The organism is Agrococcus baldri (assembly GCA_900114805.1).
Lineage (GTDB): Bacteria > Actinomycetota > Actinomycetes > Actinomycetales > Microbacteriaceae > Agrococcus > Agrococcus baldri.
Window position 1 is genome coordinate 398,197 of sequence record FOZN01000004.1, and the last position, 11,751, is coordinate 409,947.

Sequence of the window (11,751 nt, forward strand, 5' to 3'; positions counted from 1 at the left end):
GCGCTACTCGTCGTCGTCTTCGTCGAGCTGCGCCTGCACCTCTGCCGGGATCTCGAAGTTGGCGTAGACGTTCTGCACGTCGTCGCTGTCCTCGAGCGCATCGATCAGCCGGAAGACCTTGCGAGCCGTGTCTGCGTCGACCTCGACCTTGAGGTTCGGCACGAACTCGACATCCGCCGAGTCGTAGTCGATGCCCGCCTCCTGCAGCGCCGTGCGCACGGCCACGACGTCGCTCGCCTCGGAGAGGATCTCGAAGCCGCCGCCCTGATCGGTGACCTCCTCGGCACCGGCGTCGAGCACGGCCAGCAGGATGTCGTCCTCGGTGACCTCATCGGTCTTCGTGACCGAGACGACGCCTTTGCGGCTGAAGTTGTAGGCGACCGAGCCCGGGTCTGCCATGGTGCCGCCGTTGCGGGTCATCGCCGTGCGCACCTCAGCGGCGGCCCGGTTTTTGTTGTCGGTGAGGCACTCGACCATGAGTGCGACGCCGTTCGCCCCGTAGCCCTCGTACATGATGGTCGCGTACTCGATGGACTCGCCTGTGAGCCCGGCGCCGCGCTTGACCGCGCGGTCGATGTTGTCGTTGGGGACGCTCGTCTTCTTCGCCTTCTGCACGGCGTCGACGAGCGTCGGGTTGCCTGCCATGTCGGCGCCGCCGATCTTGGCGGCGACCTCGATGTTCTTGATGAGCTTCGCGAACGACTTGGCACGCTTGGCGTCGATGACGGCCTTCTTGTGCTTGGTCGTCGCCCACTTGGAGTGTCCGGACATGGTGCTTCCTGGTCGGTGACGTCGGGCCACCCATCCTACGCCGAGGAGGTCGTGCCCTCCGCGCGGGCGCGGGGCGGGGCGACGCCTGAGGACCGGAGCTCGAGTGCGGCGAGCGCCCGCAGCGCGGCCTCGTCGCCGCGCCGGAAGGCGGCGACCGGATCCTGCACCGAGGCGAGCAGCCGGGAGGCCGGCTGGCCGACGAGCGCCCGCAGCGCCAGCAGCTCGCGACCCTCGTGCGTGGCGGCCAGCCGCCTGCTCGCCCCGGCGCGCAGCGCGAATCGCAGCCGCGGGATGCACCAGATGAGCACCACCAGGAGCGCCGGCAGCAGCCACAGTGCCGTGCCCACGGTGGCCGCGAGCGTCTCGATCGCACCGCGCAGCGCGGTGCCGGCCGCCGCCAGGTCGTCGGCGGATCCGGACGCGTCCACGAAGGGCTGCGCGATCCCCTCCCCGACCAGGGGCACCTGCGCGAGCGCCTCGCCCGCATCCATCAGGGTGGTCGAGAAGCCGGTGCCGGCATCCTCGACCCGCGTGCCGAAGCCGCCGAGCGAGGCGATCGCACCGCGCACCTGCTGCGAGATCCAGACGGCGACGACGACGGTGCCGATGGCGACGAGGTCGCCGATCGCCTGCCAGGTGGCCTGGCCCGGTCTGCGGGAGTAGAGCTGCACGTGCCGATTCAAGCAGGCTGCGGGGCCTCAGCCGGGCCAGGCAGGCTCAGGCGACCAGTCGGGCCAGTCGGGCCAGACCGGTCGGGCGGGCTCAGGCGGGCGCGACGACCTTCGTCTTCGGCCGCTGCCCGACGAGGATGCCGGCGCCGATGACGATCGCCGCGCCGAGCAGCTGCCAGAGGCCGAGCTGCTCCCCCAGCACCAGCACGCCGAGGGTGACGGCGACCACGGGGATCAGGTAGGTGACGGTGGCGGAGACGGTCGGTCCGACGGCGCGCACCACCTCGAACTGCAGGATGTAGGCGACGCCGGTGCCGATGGCGCCGAGCGCGATGACGGCCAGCAGCGCCAGCGGCAGGCTCGCGAGGTCACCGTGCACGGCGACCGGCGACCATCCCTCGAGGAGGCTCCAGGTGACGAGCGCCACCAGGGCCATCGGCAGGCCGGTGATCATGAGCGCCGTCGGGTGCGCGATGCCCGGCACCTCGGTGTGCGCCAGCAGCCGCCGGTTCAGCGTCCAGCCGACGCCGTACGAGGCGCCGCCGAGCACGGCGATGCCGAACCCGAGCAGATCGGGCCCGGCGACAGACGACCACGGCTGCGCGATGAGCACCACCCCGAGCAGGCCGAGCAGCACGGCGGCCAGCTTGCGCGGGGTCAGGCGGTCGCTCGGCAGCAGCAGCAGCGCGAACAGCACCGTCGCGACCGGCGTGATCGCGCTGCCGAGCCCGGCTGCGGCCGACGAGATGCGCGTCTCGGCGACGACGAACGCCGTGAAGGGCAGCGCGGTGAGGAAGAACGAGCAGATCGCCAGCAGGCCCCACGTCCTGCCGTCCTTCGGCATGCGGGTGCGGGTGGCCGCGGCGAGCAGCGCGAGCGTGATCGCCGCGATGCCGATGCGCAGGGTGGCGATCTGCATCGGGTGCAACGACTCGAGCCCCAGCTTCATCAGCAGGAATGACGAGCCCCAGATGATGGCGAGCGCGATCCACATGGCCTGCCACGGGACTCGACTGAGCGCGCTCATCACCGGAGCATCAGATCACGAGCCGCTGACATGCGCGACGTGCTCGAGGAAGCGGCGGTGGAAGCGCGTCTCGCCATCGACCTCCGGGTGGAACGAGGTGCCCAGCAGCACGCCCTGCTCGACGGCCACGACGCGGTCGTCGACGCGCGCCAGCACCCGCACGCCCTCGCCCACGCGCTCGACGACCGGCGCCCGGATGAAGGTCGCGTGCACGGGCGGCTCCCCCAGCTGCGGCACGTCGAGCATCGACTCGAACGAATCGACCTGGCTGCCGAAGGCGTTGCGCCGCACGTCGACGTCCATGCCGCCGAAGGGCAGCTGCGTCGGCAGGCCGTCGATGATGCGGTCGGCCAGCAGGATGAGACCGGCGCAGGTGCCGAAGACGGGCAGCCCCGAGCCGATGCGCTCGATGATCGGCTCGCGCAGGCCGAACAGCCGCGCGAGCTTGTCGATCACGCTGGACTCGCCGCCGGGCAGCACGAGGCCATCGACCTCGGCGAGCTGCGCGGGGCCGCGCACCAGCGACACCTCGGCGCCCAGCGACTCGAGCACGGCGACGTGCTCGCGCACGTCGCCCTGCAGGGCGAGGACGCCGACGCGACCGGGGCGCTCCCCTGTGCCGCGCCGGCCGGAGTCCACTACCAGCCGCGCTCTGCGAGGCGGTGGGGCGCGGGCAGGTCGGCCACGTTGATGCCGACCATCGCCTCACCCAGCCCCCTGGAGGCATCCGCGATCGCCTTCGGATCTTCGAACGCGGCCACCGCCTTGACGATCGCCGCGGCGCGCGCCTCGGGCTGGCCGGACTTGAAGATGCCGGAGCCGACGAAGACGCCGTCGGCGCCCAGCTGCATCATCATCGCCGCGTCCGCGGGGGTCGCGACCCCGCCGGCGACGAAGAGCACCACGGGCAGCGAGCCGCGCTCGGCGACCTCGGCGACCAGCTCGTACGGCGCCTGCAGCTCCTTGGCGGCGACGAACAGCTCGTCCTTGGACAGCGACTGCAGGCGGCGGATCTCGCCGCTGATCGTGCGGATGTGCTTGGTCGCCTCGGAGACGTCGCCGGTGCCGGCCTCGCCCTTCGAGCGGATCATCGCCGCGCCCTCGGTGATGCGGCGCAGCGCCTCGCCCAGGTTGGTGGCACCGCAGACGAACGGCACCGTGAAGGGCCACTTGTCGATGTGGTTGACGTAGTCGGCGGGGCTGAGCACCTCGGACTCGTCGATGTAGTCGACCTCGAGCGCCTCGAGGACCTGGGCCTCGACGAAGTGGCCGATGCGGGCCTTCGCCATCACCGGGATCGACACCTCGGCCTTGATCGCGTCGATCAGGTCGGGGTCGGACATGCGGGCGACGCCGCCCTGCGCGCGGATGTCGGCGGGGACGCGCTCGAGCGCCATGACGGCGACGGCGCCGGCGTCCTCGGCGATGCGTGCCTGCTCGGGGGTGACGACGTCCATGATGACGCCGCCCTTCAGCATCTCGGCGAGACCGCGCTTGACGCGTGCGGAGCCGGTGGTGTTCTCGGTCATGATGTGTCTCTCGTGAATGGCGTGCGGCTGGCGTATCAGGCCGGCCATGCCGCTTGGATGTCCTGGCGCATGTCCTCCAGCAGGATGGGCAGCGCCTTCGTCTTCGCGATGATCGGGAAGAAGTTCGAGTCCAGGCTCCATCGCGGGACGATGTGCTGGTGCAGGTGGTCGGCGATGCCGGCGCCGGCGATGCGGCCCTGGTTCATGCCGATGTTGAAGCCCTGGCAGCGCGTGAGCTGCGAGAGCACGCGCATGGCGGTCTGCGTCAGCACCGCCATCTCGGCGACCTCCTCGGTGGTCGCCTGGTCGTACATGCCCACGTGCCGGTAGGGGCAGACCATCATGTGGCCGGTGTTGTACGGGTAGAGGTTCAGCAGCACGAAGCAGGTCTCGCCGCGCGCGACGATCAGTCCCTGGTCGTCGCTGAGCTCGGGCGCGCGGCAGAACGGGCAGGCATGCTCCTCCGGCATCTGGCCCTGCTGGATGTAGACCATCCGGTAGGGGGTCCAGAGCCGCTGGAAGTGATCGGGCACGCCCGGCAGCTCGCTCGACATCTGCGTCGGGGCGCCCCACGCGTGCTCGGCGACCAGCGGCGCCTCCGGCTCAGGAGCGGGCTCGAAGGCCGGCAGCGCGTCGCGGCGCACCGCGGCGCGCTCCGCCGGCTCGTCGAGGGCTGGGTCGTCGCCGTGGCGGTGGCTCTCCTCCGTCACACGTGCGCCTTCGTCTCGATGGCCTCCACGATGCGCGCGATGGCCTCGTCGACCGGCACGCCGTTGTCCTGCGTGCCGTCGCGGAACCGGAAGGAGACGCTGCCCGCCTCCCGGTCGGTCGCGCCGGCGATGAGCTGGAAGGGCACCTTCGCGAGCGTGTGGCTGCGGATCTTCTTCTGCATCCGCTCGTCCGAGCGGTCGACCTCGACGCGCACGCCCCGTGCGCGCAGCTGCGCGGCGATCTCGTCCAGGTAGTCGGCGAAGTCCTCGGCCACCGGCACGCCCACGACCTGCACCGGCGCGAGCCAGACAGGGAAAGCACCCGCGTAGTGCTCGAGCAGGATGGCGAAGAAGCGCTCGATCGAGCCGAACAGCGCGCGGTGGATCATGATCGGGCGCTGCTTCGAGCCGTCCGGTGCCGTGTACTCGAGATCGAAGCGCTCCGGCAGGTTGAAGTCGAGCTGCACGGTCGAGAGCTGCCATGAGCGGCCGATGGCGTCGGTCACCTTCAGGTCGATCTTCGGCCCGTAGAAGGCGGCCTCGCCCGGCTCCTCCGTCACCTCGAGCCCGGACGCCTTCGCAACGCGCCGCAGCGCATCCGTCGCCGTCTCCCAGATGGCCTCGTCGCCGATCCACTTCGACTTCTCGTCGTCGCGCATCGACAGCTCGAGGCGGAAGTCGGTGAGGCCGAAGTCGCTCAGCAGCGAGAGCACGAACTCGAGGACGTTCGTGGTCTCCTCCTCGAGCTGCTCGGGAGTGACGAACAGGTGCGCGTCGTCCTGCGTGAAGCCCCGCACGCGCGTGAGCCCGTGCAGGGCGCCCGAGAGCTCGTTGCGGTAGACCGTGCCGTTCTCGGCCAGCCGCAGCGGCAGGTCGCGGTAGCTGCGCGAGCGCTCCTTGTAGATGAGGATGTGCATCGGGCAGTTCATCGGCTTCAGGTAGTAGTCGACGCCCTGCTTGGTGACGTTGCCCTCGTCATCGCGCTCCTCATCCATGTGGATGGGCGGCCAGATGCCGTCGGCGTAGGTCACCAGGTGGTTCGAGGTCTCGAACAGGTCGCGCTTGGTGATGTGGGGCGTGTAGACGTAGCTGTAGCCCTGCTCGATGTGGCGGCGGCGGGCGTGCTGCTCCATCTCGCCGCGGACGATGCCGCCGCGCGGGTGCCACACCGACAGGCCCGAGCCGATCTCGTCGGGGAACGAGAAGAGGTCGAGCTCGCGGCCGAGCTTGCGGTGGTCGCGCTTGGCGGCTTCCTCGAGGCGCTGCTGGTACGCGCGCAGCTCGTCCTTCGTGGGCCACGCGGTGCCGTAGATGCGCTGCAGCTGCGGCTGGTCGGTCTTGCCGCGCCAGTAGGCGCCGGCGACGCGGGTGAGGGCGAAGCCGTTCTGGATCAGGCGGGTCGAGGGCAAGTGCGGGCCGCGGCAGAGATCCTTCCACTGCACCTCGCCCGTCTTCGGGTCGACGTTGTCGTAGATGGTGAGCTCGCCCGCTCCCACTTCGACGGATGCGCCTTCCGCGGCAGCCGCCGCGCCGCCCTTGAGCCCGATGAGCTCGAGCTTGTAGGGCTCGTCGGCGAGCTCGGCTCGGGCCTCGTCGTCCGTGACGACGCGGCGCACGAAGCGCTGGCCCGCCTTGACGATGCGCTGCATCTCCTTCTCGAGCGCCTTCAGCTCGTCGCTCGAGAACGCCTCGGCGACGTCGAAGTCGTAGTAGAAGCCGTCCTGGATGGGCGGGCCGATGCCGAGCTTCGCCTCGGGGTTGACGCGTTGCACGGCCTGCGCGAGCACGTGGGCGGCCGAGTGGCGCAGGATGTCGAGGCCGTCGGGGCTGTCGATCGTCACCGGCTCGACCGCGCCCGACTCAACCGTCTGCGTCTCGGTCAGCTCGCGCGCGAGATCCTGCAGCTCACCGTCGACGCGCATGGCGACGACGGCACGGTCGGTGAAGAGATCGAATCCGGTGGTCACCAGTCCATCGTAGGCGCGTCGCGATGCCGTCGCCGCGCGGTCGCCCCGGCGCGCCGAGCCACGCTGCGAGCCGCGGGAGGCGTCGCACCCGGGTCAGGTGCCGCAGTAGGTGCGGTAGTCGCGGAAGCTGCGCTCCGGGCCCGGGGCCGCATAGCGCTCGAGGCCCTCGCGTTCGTCGAAGGGACGCCGCAGGGCCTCGGTGAGCCGCTCGAGCGGGACGAGGTCGCCGTCGACCGCGGCGGCGAGCGCCTCCTCGACGAGGTGGTTGCGCGGCACGTAGGCGGGGTTCACGCGATCCATCGCGTCGGCATCCGGGCCGAGCGCGAGCCAGCGCTGCGCCCACGCGTCGAACGCCGCGCGGTGCGCGAAGAGGTCGCGAGTCGATCCGTCGAGACCGCGGGCGACCGAGCTGAGACCTCGGAAGCACGAGGTGAGATCCACCCGTCCCGATTCGAGCAGGGCGAGGATCTCGTCGACGACGACCGTCGCGGACTCGTCGTCGACGTCGCCACGCAGGCCCAGCTTCGCCCGCATGCCCGCCGACCAGGCCTCGCGGTACTGCGGCGCGAACGCCCCGAGCGCCTCGACGGCGAGCTCGAGTGCCCGCTGCTGGTCGTCGGCGAGCAGCGGCAGCATGGCCTCGGCGAGCCGAGCCAGGTTCCACTCGGCAATGGCCGGCTGCTTGCCGTAGGCGTATCGCCCGCGATCGTCGATCGAGCTGAACGCCGTCTCCGGGTCGTAGCCCTCCATGAAGGCGCACGGGCCGTAGTCGATCGTCTCGCCCGAGATCGTCATGTTGTCGGTGTTCATGACGCCGTGCACGAATCCCACGAGCATCCACCGCGCGACGAGGGCTGCTTGCGCCGAGATGACGGCGTGGAGCAGCGCGAGGTAGGGATGCCCCGCCTCGGCAGCGCGCGGCGCGTGCCGGGCGATCGCGTGGTCGGCGAGCCGCCGCAGGAGCGCGACGTCGCCCATCGAGCGCGCGAGCTGGAAGGTGCCGACCCGCAGGTGGCTGCTCGCCACGCGGGCGAGCACGGCACCGGGCAGCCATCCCTCCTCCCGGCGCACGAAGCGACCGGTCGCGACGACGGCGAGCGAGCGCGTCGTGGGGATGCCGAGCGCGTGCATCGACTCGCTCACGACGTGCTCGCGCAGCATCGGCCCCACCGCGGCAAGACCGTCGCCGCCGCGAGCGAAGGGCGTGCGTCCCGATCCCTTGAGGTGCAGGTCGCGCAGTGCGCCGCCCGCGTCCACGAGCTCACCGAGCAGCAGCGCCCGGCCGTCGCCGAGCAGCGGCGAGTAGGCGCCGAACTGATGCCCGGCGTAGGCCTGCGACACCGGAGCCGCCCCCTCGGGCACCGCGGTGCCCGTCAGGAAGCGGATGCCCTCGGCGGAGCGCAGCGCAGCGGGGTCGAGACCGAGCTCGGTCGCGAGCGGCGCGTTGAGCACGAGGAGCTGCGCATCCTTCGCCTCCTCGGCGCGCCAGGCGACCGCGAGCTCCGGCAGCTCGCGAGCGAAGCGGTCGTCGAGGTCGACCCTGAGCATGGGCGTCGCGGTCACAGCGGCAGGCTACTCGCGCACCCTTGGCGTGGGCCTTCCGTGGCCCCGAGGCCACCGAGCCCGAGCGGGTCGATGCGCATCGCAGCCGGTGACCCGCCGCATTCGGCCGGCGCGTGCGACGATCTCGGCATGGCACGCACGAGACTGGCTCTGAGCGCGATCGCGTGCGGGTTGGCCCTGGCCGGCTGCGCCAGCGCGGGTCCGACAGCGCCGACGTCCGATGCCGACGTCCAGGTGCATCCCCCCGGTACACCGCAGGCCGGCGCGATCACCGCTGCGCGGGCGCTCGACGACGCTCCGGATGCGGTCGGCGCACGGGCGACGTGCGGCGAGCTCGTGCTCGACCAGGGCGAGGAGCTGCCGGCGATTGCGATCGCCTGCATCGATGCCGCGCTCGAAGCGCAGGAGGCCGCGCTGCTCGCGTGGTCGACGCCGACGACCGAGGGTGACCCGATCGTCTACTTCGCGATCGTCGAGACGGGCGGGTCGTCGATCGCGCTGCACAGCACGACCGGCTTCGATCGGTTCGGATCCCCCGGCTGGCACGTCGACCGCTGCGACGCGATCACGACTTGGGCCTGCGCGTAACGCCCGGCGTCAGTGGGTTGCGGGAGCATGCGGAGCGAGACGGAGGAGCACATGGCAGAGGACACGACGGCCGGGCAGTCCGGTGACGACTGGGCGTCGCCCACCGATCTCTTCCAGCTCGACGTCTGGATGGCTCGGCACGCACACGACGAGCCCGCGCCCGACCCCGGCCCTGCTCCGGTGCCTCCCCAGTTGCCGGAGGGCGTCGTGCTGTGGAGCCCGCCGGACGGTACGGAAGTGCACGACGCTGCGCATCTGGCACAGCTGCTGGAGGCCCTGCGGGTCCATGCGTTCGGCACCGCGCTCGGCAGTTCGGCGCCGCAGGCTCGCTCGGGGCAGGTCGTGCGGGTCTCGGAGGCGGACGAGCCGCCGATGTTCATCGTCGAGGTGCATGACGGCACACCCCAGGACTTCGCGCGTCGGGTCTTCCGCGGTCTCCGTCCGACCGACTATCCGCCCAGCCCTGACGGGGACCGGCCGCTGCACGACGCTGAGCTGTTCGATGCGCAGCACGCGGCCGCCATCCTCTGGTCGTTCCTCCACGGCAGCTTGCCGTCCGGATACGTTCGCACGCTGCGGCACCTCTCGCCGACGGAGCTGCGGAGCTTCGGCTTCAATGACGACGGGACGGGCAGGGCTCATCCTCGGCCCTGAGCCGCCTCGCCCCGTCCCCGGACATGCGAAAACCCCCGGTCTCGATCCGGGGGTTCTGCTCTGGTGGGCGATACTGGGTTCGAACCAGTGACCTCTTCCGTGTCAGGGAAGCGCGCTACCGCTGCGCCAATCGCCCTTGCGGGGTGCTCGAGGTGGAGACGGGATTCGAACCCGCGTACACGGCTTTGCAGGCCGTTGCCTCACCACTCGGCCACCCCACCAGGTGGTGTGAGATTGCTCTCCTATGAGATTGCTCTCGAGCGGATGACGAGATTCGAACTCGCGACCCTCACCTTGGCAAGGTGATGCGCTACCACTGCGCCACATCCGCGGGGCTCATCACTGAGCACTTGGACGACTATACCTACCGATCCTGTGCATGCCAAATCGCCGCTCGACGTGTCGCTGATCGGTCGCTCCGGTCACGAGGCGGTCACCGGATGTGGCAGACTTATGCGGTCCGCATCGCAGCGGCACGGGCGATTGGCGCAGTTGGTAGCGCGCTTCCTTCACACGGAAGAGGTCGTGGGTTCGAGTCCCGCATCGCCCACCGACAGGGGCCGGCATCGCGAGATGCCGGCCCCTTCCGCATGCTCTGCCGCTACGCGCGCTCGCACGCCTCGGCGCAGCGCTCGCAGGCCTCCGCGCACTCGCGGCAGTGCTCCGCATCGTGCTTCCGGCATTCCGCGGCGCACGATCGGCACACCGCCGCGCAGGCGGTGAGCAGTGCGGCGACCGCGTCGCTCGAGAGACCGCCTCGCTTGAGCACTCGGACGGTCGCCTCGCACACGTCCGCGCAGCTCTCGCAGGATGCCGCGCAGTCGTCCATGCCTTCGCGGCGGTCTGCGTCTGCGCATCGGCGGCATGCCTCCGCGCACGAGGTGAGTGCCGCGATGTGCTCCGCGTGACCGCGCGCCGATTCTCGGTCGCCCGACGTCTCCGGGTGGTTCTCGTGCATGATCGCTCCTCCCTGCGAGCCAGGCAGCCCGCTCGCGGAGCACGGTACCCCGGGCGCGATCGGGGCACCAGACCTCAGCGGCACGCCCCAACACCCGTCAGCGCGTCGCGGCCGCGCGGCTCAGCGCGATCGCCGCCGCATCCTCGAGCAGTGCGACCGCCGGATCGGGCATGCCGGTGCCCTCCACGATGCCGCGCCGGCCCCAGTAGCCTCCGACCGCGCCCAGCAGCGCCCCGGCGGCGGCAACGCCCGCCGCGCGGGCGACGGCACCGCGCCGGCCGGTGCCTGCACCGAGTGCCGCGCCCGCGAGCGCCGCAGCGCCGATGCGGCCCACGAGCGCCGGGGGCGAGAGCCGCGATGGCGTCGCCGCCAGCTTGTCGCCCACCAGCTCCCCGACCGCCAGCGCGACCAGCGCCGCCTTGCCCCACGGGCGCTCCAGGAGCGGCCACGGCGGCACGGCACCCGGTGTGAGCGCGACGACCGCCAACGGCGTGAGCGAGCGCATGCCGCCGGCGATGCCGAGCACGAGCGACCGGCGGGAGAGCAGCTGATCGACGCGCGACATGCTGCCACCCTCGCATCGCTCATGCGCTCGCGCCAGGGCCGGCATACGGTGGACGCATGGATCTGCAGCTCACCGATCACGTCATCCTCATCGTCGGCGGCACCGGCCTCATCGGCGGCGCCGTGGCCGCCACCGCCCGTGCGGAGGGAGCGACCGTCGTCACGGCTGCGCGCGGCGAGGGAGCGGATGTGCGGCTGGACGGCGCCGACGACGCCTCGGTCGCGTCGGCGATCGATCACCTGCTCGAGCAGCACGGCCGCATCGACGCGCTCGTGGTCGCCGCCGCACCTGCGGCCCAGACCCTCGATCCGGCGCGCGCGAGCGACCCCGAGCAGGTCGCGCAGGCGATCGACGGCAAGGCGCTGACCTTCCTGCGCATCGCCAACGCCGTCATCCCCCACATGCGCGAGGCCGGCTCCGGCCGCATCGTGGGACTGAGCGGTCAGAACGCGCTGCTGACAGGCAACATCACCGCCGCGGTGCGCAATGCGGCACTCATCATCGCGGCGGAGAGCCTCGCCGACGAGCTCGCCGGCACCGGGGTCAGCGTCAACGTCGTCAACCCCGGCCCGGTCAGCGCATCCGCCACGCGTGACGTCGCGCCCGGCAAGCCCGGCGAATCGACCCCGCAGCAGGTCGCCGACCTGGTCGTCATGCTGCTCTCCCCCAGGCTGGCGGTCTCGAGCGAGTCGATCGCCAGCGGCCACCGCTTCCGCGGCGCGGTCGCGCTCTGAGCACGAGAAGAGGG

Annotated in this window: 12 protein-coding genes and 4 tRNA genes; 4 read left to right on the top strand and 12 right to left on the bottom strand. The window is 71.4% G+C overall.

From position 1 onward, the window contains the following. Positions 1 to 3 precede the first annotated feature (3 nt). The 8 genes from BM288_RS13550 to BM288_RS13585 form a co-directional block, all read right to left on the bottom strand. Complete coding sequence (locus BM288_RS13550; RefSeq protein WP_092919632.1) at positions 4 to 771, bottom strand: YebC/PmpR family DNA-binding transcriptional regulator; 768 nt, start codon at positions 769 to 771, stop codon at positions 4 to 6. 35 nt (positions 772 to 806) lie between these two features. Further along, entirely contained in the window at positions 807 to 1,442 is a 636-nt protein-coding gene (locus BM288_RS13555) for a hypothetical protein (RefSeq protein ID WP_092919634.1), read from the bottom strand. Between the two features lie 91 nt (positions 1,443 to 1,533). Then, on the bottom strand, positions 1,534 to 2,469 hold the full coding sequence (locus BM288_RS13560; RefSeq protein WP_092919636.1) for a DMT family transporter: 936 nt from the start codon (positions 2,467 to 2,469) through the stop codon (positions 1,534 to 1,536). A gap of 15 nt (positions 2,470 to 2,484) precedes the next feature. Beyond that, entirely contained in the window at positions 2,485 to 3,108 is a 624-nt protein-coding gene (pdxT, locus tag BM288_RS13565) for a pyridoxal 5'-phosphate synthase glutaminase subunit PdxT (protein ID WP_092919638.1), read from the bottom strand. After that, positions 3,108 to 3,998, bottom strand: a complete 891-nt coding sequence (gene pdxS, locus BM288_RS13570) for a pyridoxal 5'-phosphate synthase lyase subunit PdxS (protein ID WP_092919640.1) — start codon at positions 3,996 to 3,998, stop codon at positions 3,108 to 3,110. The genes pdxT and pdxS overlap by 1 nt, the downstream gene beginning before the upstream one ends. Positions 3,999 to 4,033: 35 nt before the next feature. After that, positions 4,034 to 4,552, bottom strand: coding sequence for an HIT family protein (locus tag BM288_RS13575; RefSeq protein WP_092919857.1), 519 nt, complete (start codon positions 4,550 to 4,552; stop codon positions 4,034 to 4,036). A gap of 152 nt (positions 4,553 to 4,704) precedes the next feature. Continuing rightward, positions 4,705 to 6,630: a threonine--tRNA ligase gene (thrS, locus tag BM288_RS13580; RefSeq protein WP_318255602.1), complete on the bottom strand. Its 1,926-nt coding sequence runs from the start codon at positions 6,628 to 6,630 to the stop codon at positions 4,705 to 4,707. A gap of 138 nt (positions 6,631 to 6,768) precedes the next feature. Continuing rightward, positions 6,769 to 8,223 carry a protein adenylyltransferase SelO gene (locus tag BM288_RS13585; RefSeq protein WP_092919859.1) on the bottom strand — a complete coding sequence of 485 codons (1,455 nt, stop codon included), beginning with the start codon at positions 8,221 to 8,223 and terminating at the stop codon, positions 6,769 to 6,771. A gap of 249 nt (positions 8,224 to 8,472) precedes the next feature. Between BM288_RS13585 and BM288_RS13590 the strand changes: the two genes are divergently transcribed. Both BM288_RS13590 and BM288_RS13595 read left to right on the top strand, forming a co-directional pair. Beyond that, on the top strand, positions 8,473 to 8,826 hold the full coding sequence (locus tag BM288_RS13590) for a hypothetical protein (protein ID WP_177220395.1): 354 nt from the start codon (positions 8,473 to 8,475) through the stop codon (positions 8,824 to 8,826). A gap of 51 nt (positions 8,827 to 8,877) precedes the next feature. Then, entirely contained in the window at positions 8,878 to 9,480 is a 603-nt protein-coding gene (locus BM288_RS13595) for a hypothetical protein (RefSeq protein ID WP_143103114.1), read from the top strand. Positions 9,481 to 9,541: 61 nt separating this feature from the next. Here BM288_RS13595 and BM288_RS13600 read toward each other — a convergent pair. From BM288_RS13600 to BM288_RS13610, 3 genes are all read right to left on the bottom strand, one after another. Next, positions 9,542 to 9,616, bottom strand: a tRNA-Val gene (locus BM288_RS13600). A 14-nt stretch (positions 9,617 to 9,630) separates the two neighbouring features. Continuing rightward, positions 9,631 to 9,701, bottom strand: a tRNA-Cys gene (locus tag BM288_RS13605). Positions 9,702 to 9,739: 38 nt separating this feature from the next. Beyond that, positions 9,740 to 9,811, bottom strand: a tRNA-Gly gene (locus BM288_RS13610). Between the two features lie 146 nt (positions 9,812 to 9,957). Here BM288_RS13610 and BM288_RS13615 point away from each other — a divergent pair. After that, positions 9,958 to 10,030: transfer RNA gene (locus tag BM288_RS13615), tRNA-Val, on the top strand. 505 nt (positions 10,031 to 10,535) lie between these two features. Here the strand turns inward: BM288_RS13615 and BM288_RS13625 are convergent. Continuing rightward, positions 10,536 to 11,003 carry a hypothetical protein gene (locus BM288_RS13625; protein ID WP_092919650.1) on the bottom strand — a complete coding sequence of 156 codons (468 nt, stop codon included), beginning with the start codon at positions 11,001 to 11,003 and terminating at the stop codon, positions 10,536 to 10,538. A gap of 56 nt (positions 11,004 to 11,059) precedes the next feature. Here BM288_RS13625 and BM288_RS13630 point away from each other — a divergent pair, with 56 nt between their 5' ends. Further along, positions 11,060 to 11,737: an SDR family NAD(P)-dependent oxidoreductase gene (locus BM288_RS13630; protein WP_092919652.1), complete on the top strand. Its 678-nt coding sequence runs from the start codon at positions 11,060 to 11,062 to the stop codon at positions 11,735 to 11,737. Positions 11,738 to 11,751 lie beyond the last annotated feature (14 nt).

Bases quoted from the DNA above. Each gene is read 5' to 3' on its own strand.
- BM288_RS13630 (WP_092919652.1), top strand. From the start codon at position 11,060: ATGGATCTGCAGCTCACCGATCACGTCATCCTCATCGTCGGCGGCACC.
- thrS (WP_318255602.1), bottom strand. From the start codon at position 6,630: ATGCGCGTCGACGGTGAGCTGCAGGATCTCGCGCGCGAGCTGACCGAG.
- BM288_RS13585 (WP_092919859.1), bottom strand. From the start codon at position 8,223: ATGCTCAGGGTCGACCTCGACGACCGCTTCGCTCGCGAGCTGCCGGAG.
- BM288_RS13560 (WP_092919636.1), bottom strand. From the start codon at position 2,469: ATGAGCGCGCTCAGTCGAGTCCCGTGGCAGGCCATGTGGATCGCGCTC.
- pdxS (WP_092919640.1), bottom strand. From the start codon at position 3,998: ATGACCGAGAACACCACCGGCTCCGCACGCGTCAAGCGCGGTCTCGCC.
- BM288_RS13625 (WP_092919650.1), bottom strand. From the start codon at position 11,003: ATGTCGCGCGTCGATCAGCTGCTCTCCCGCCGGTCGCTCGTGCTCGGC.
- BM288_RS13550 (WP_092919632.1), bottom strand. From the start codon at position 771: ATGTCCGGACACTCCAAGTGGGCGACGACCAAGCACAAGAAGGCCGTC.
- BM288_RS13575 (WP_092919857.1), bottom strand. From the start codon at position 4,552: ATGTCGAGCGAGCTGCCGGGCGTGCCCGATCACTTCCAGCGGCTCTGG.
- BM288_RS13595 (WP_143103114.1), top strand. From the start codon at position 8,878: ATGGCAGAGGACACGACGGCCGGGCAGTCCGGTGACGACTGGGCGTCG.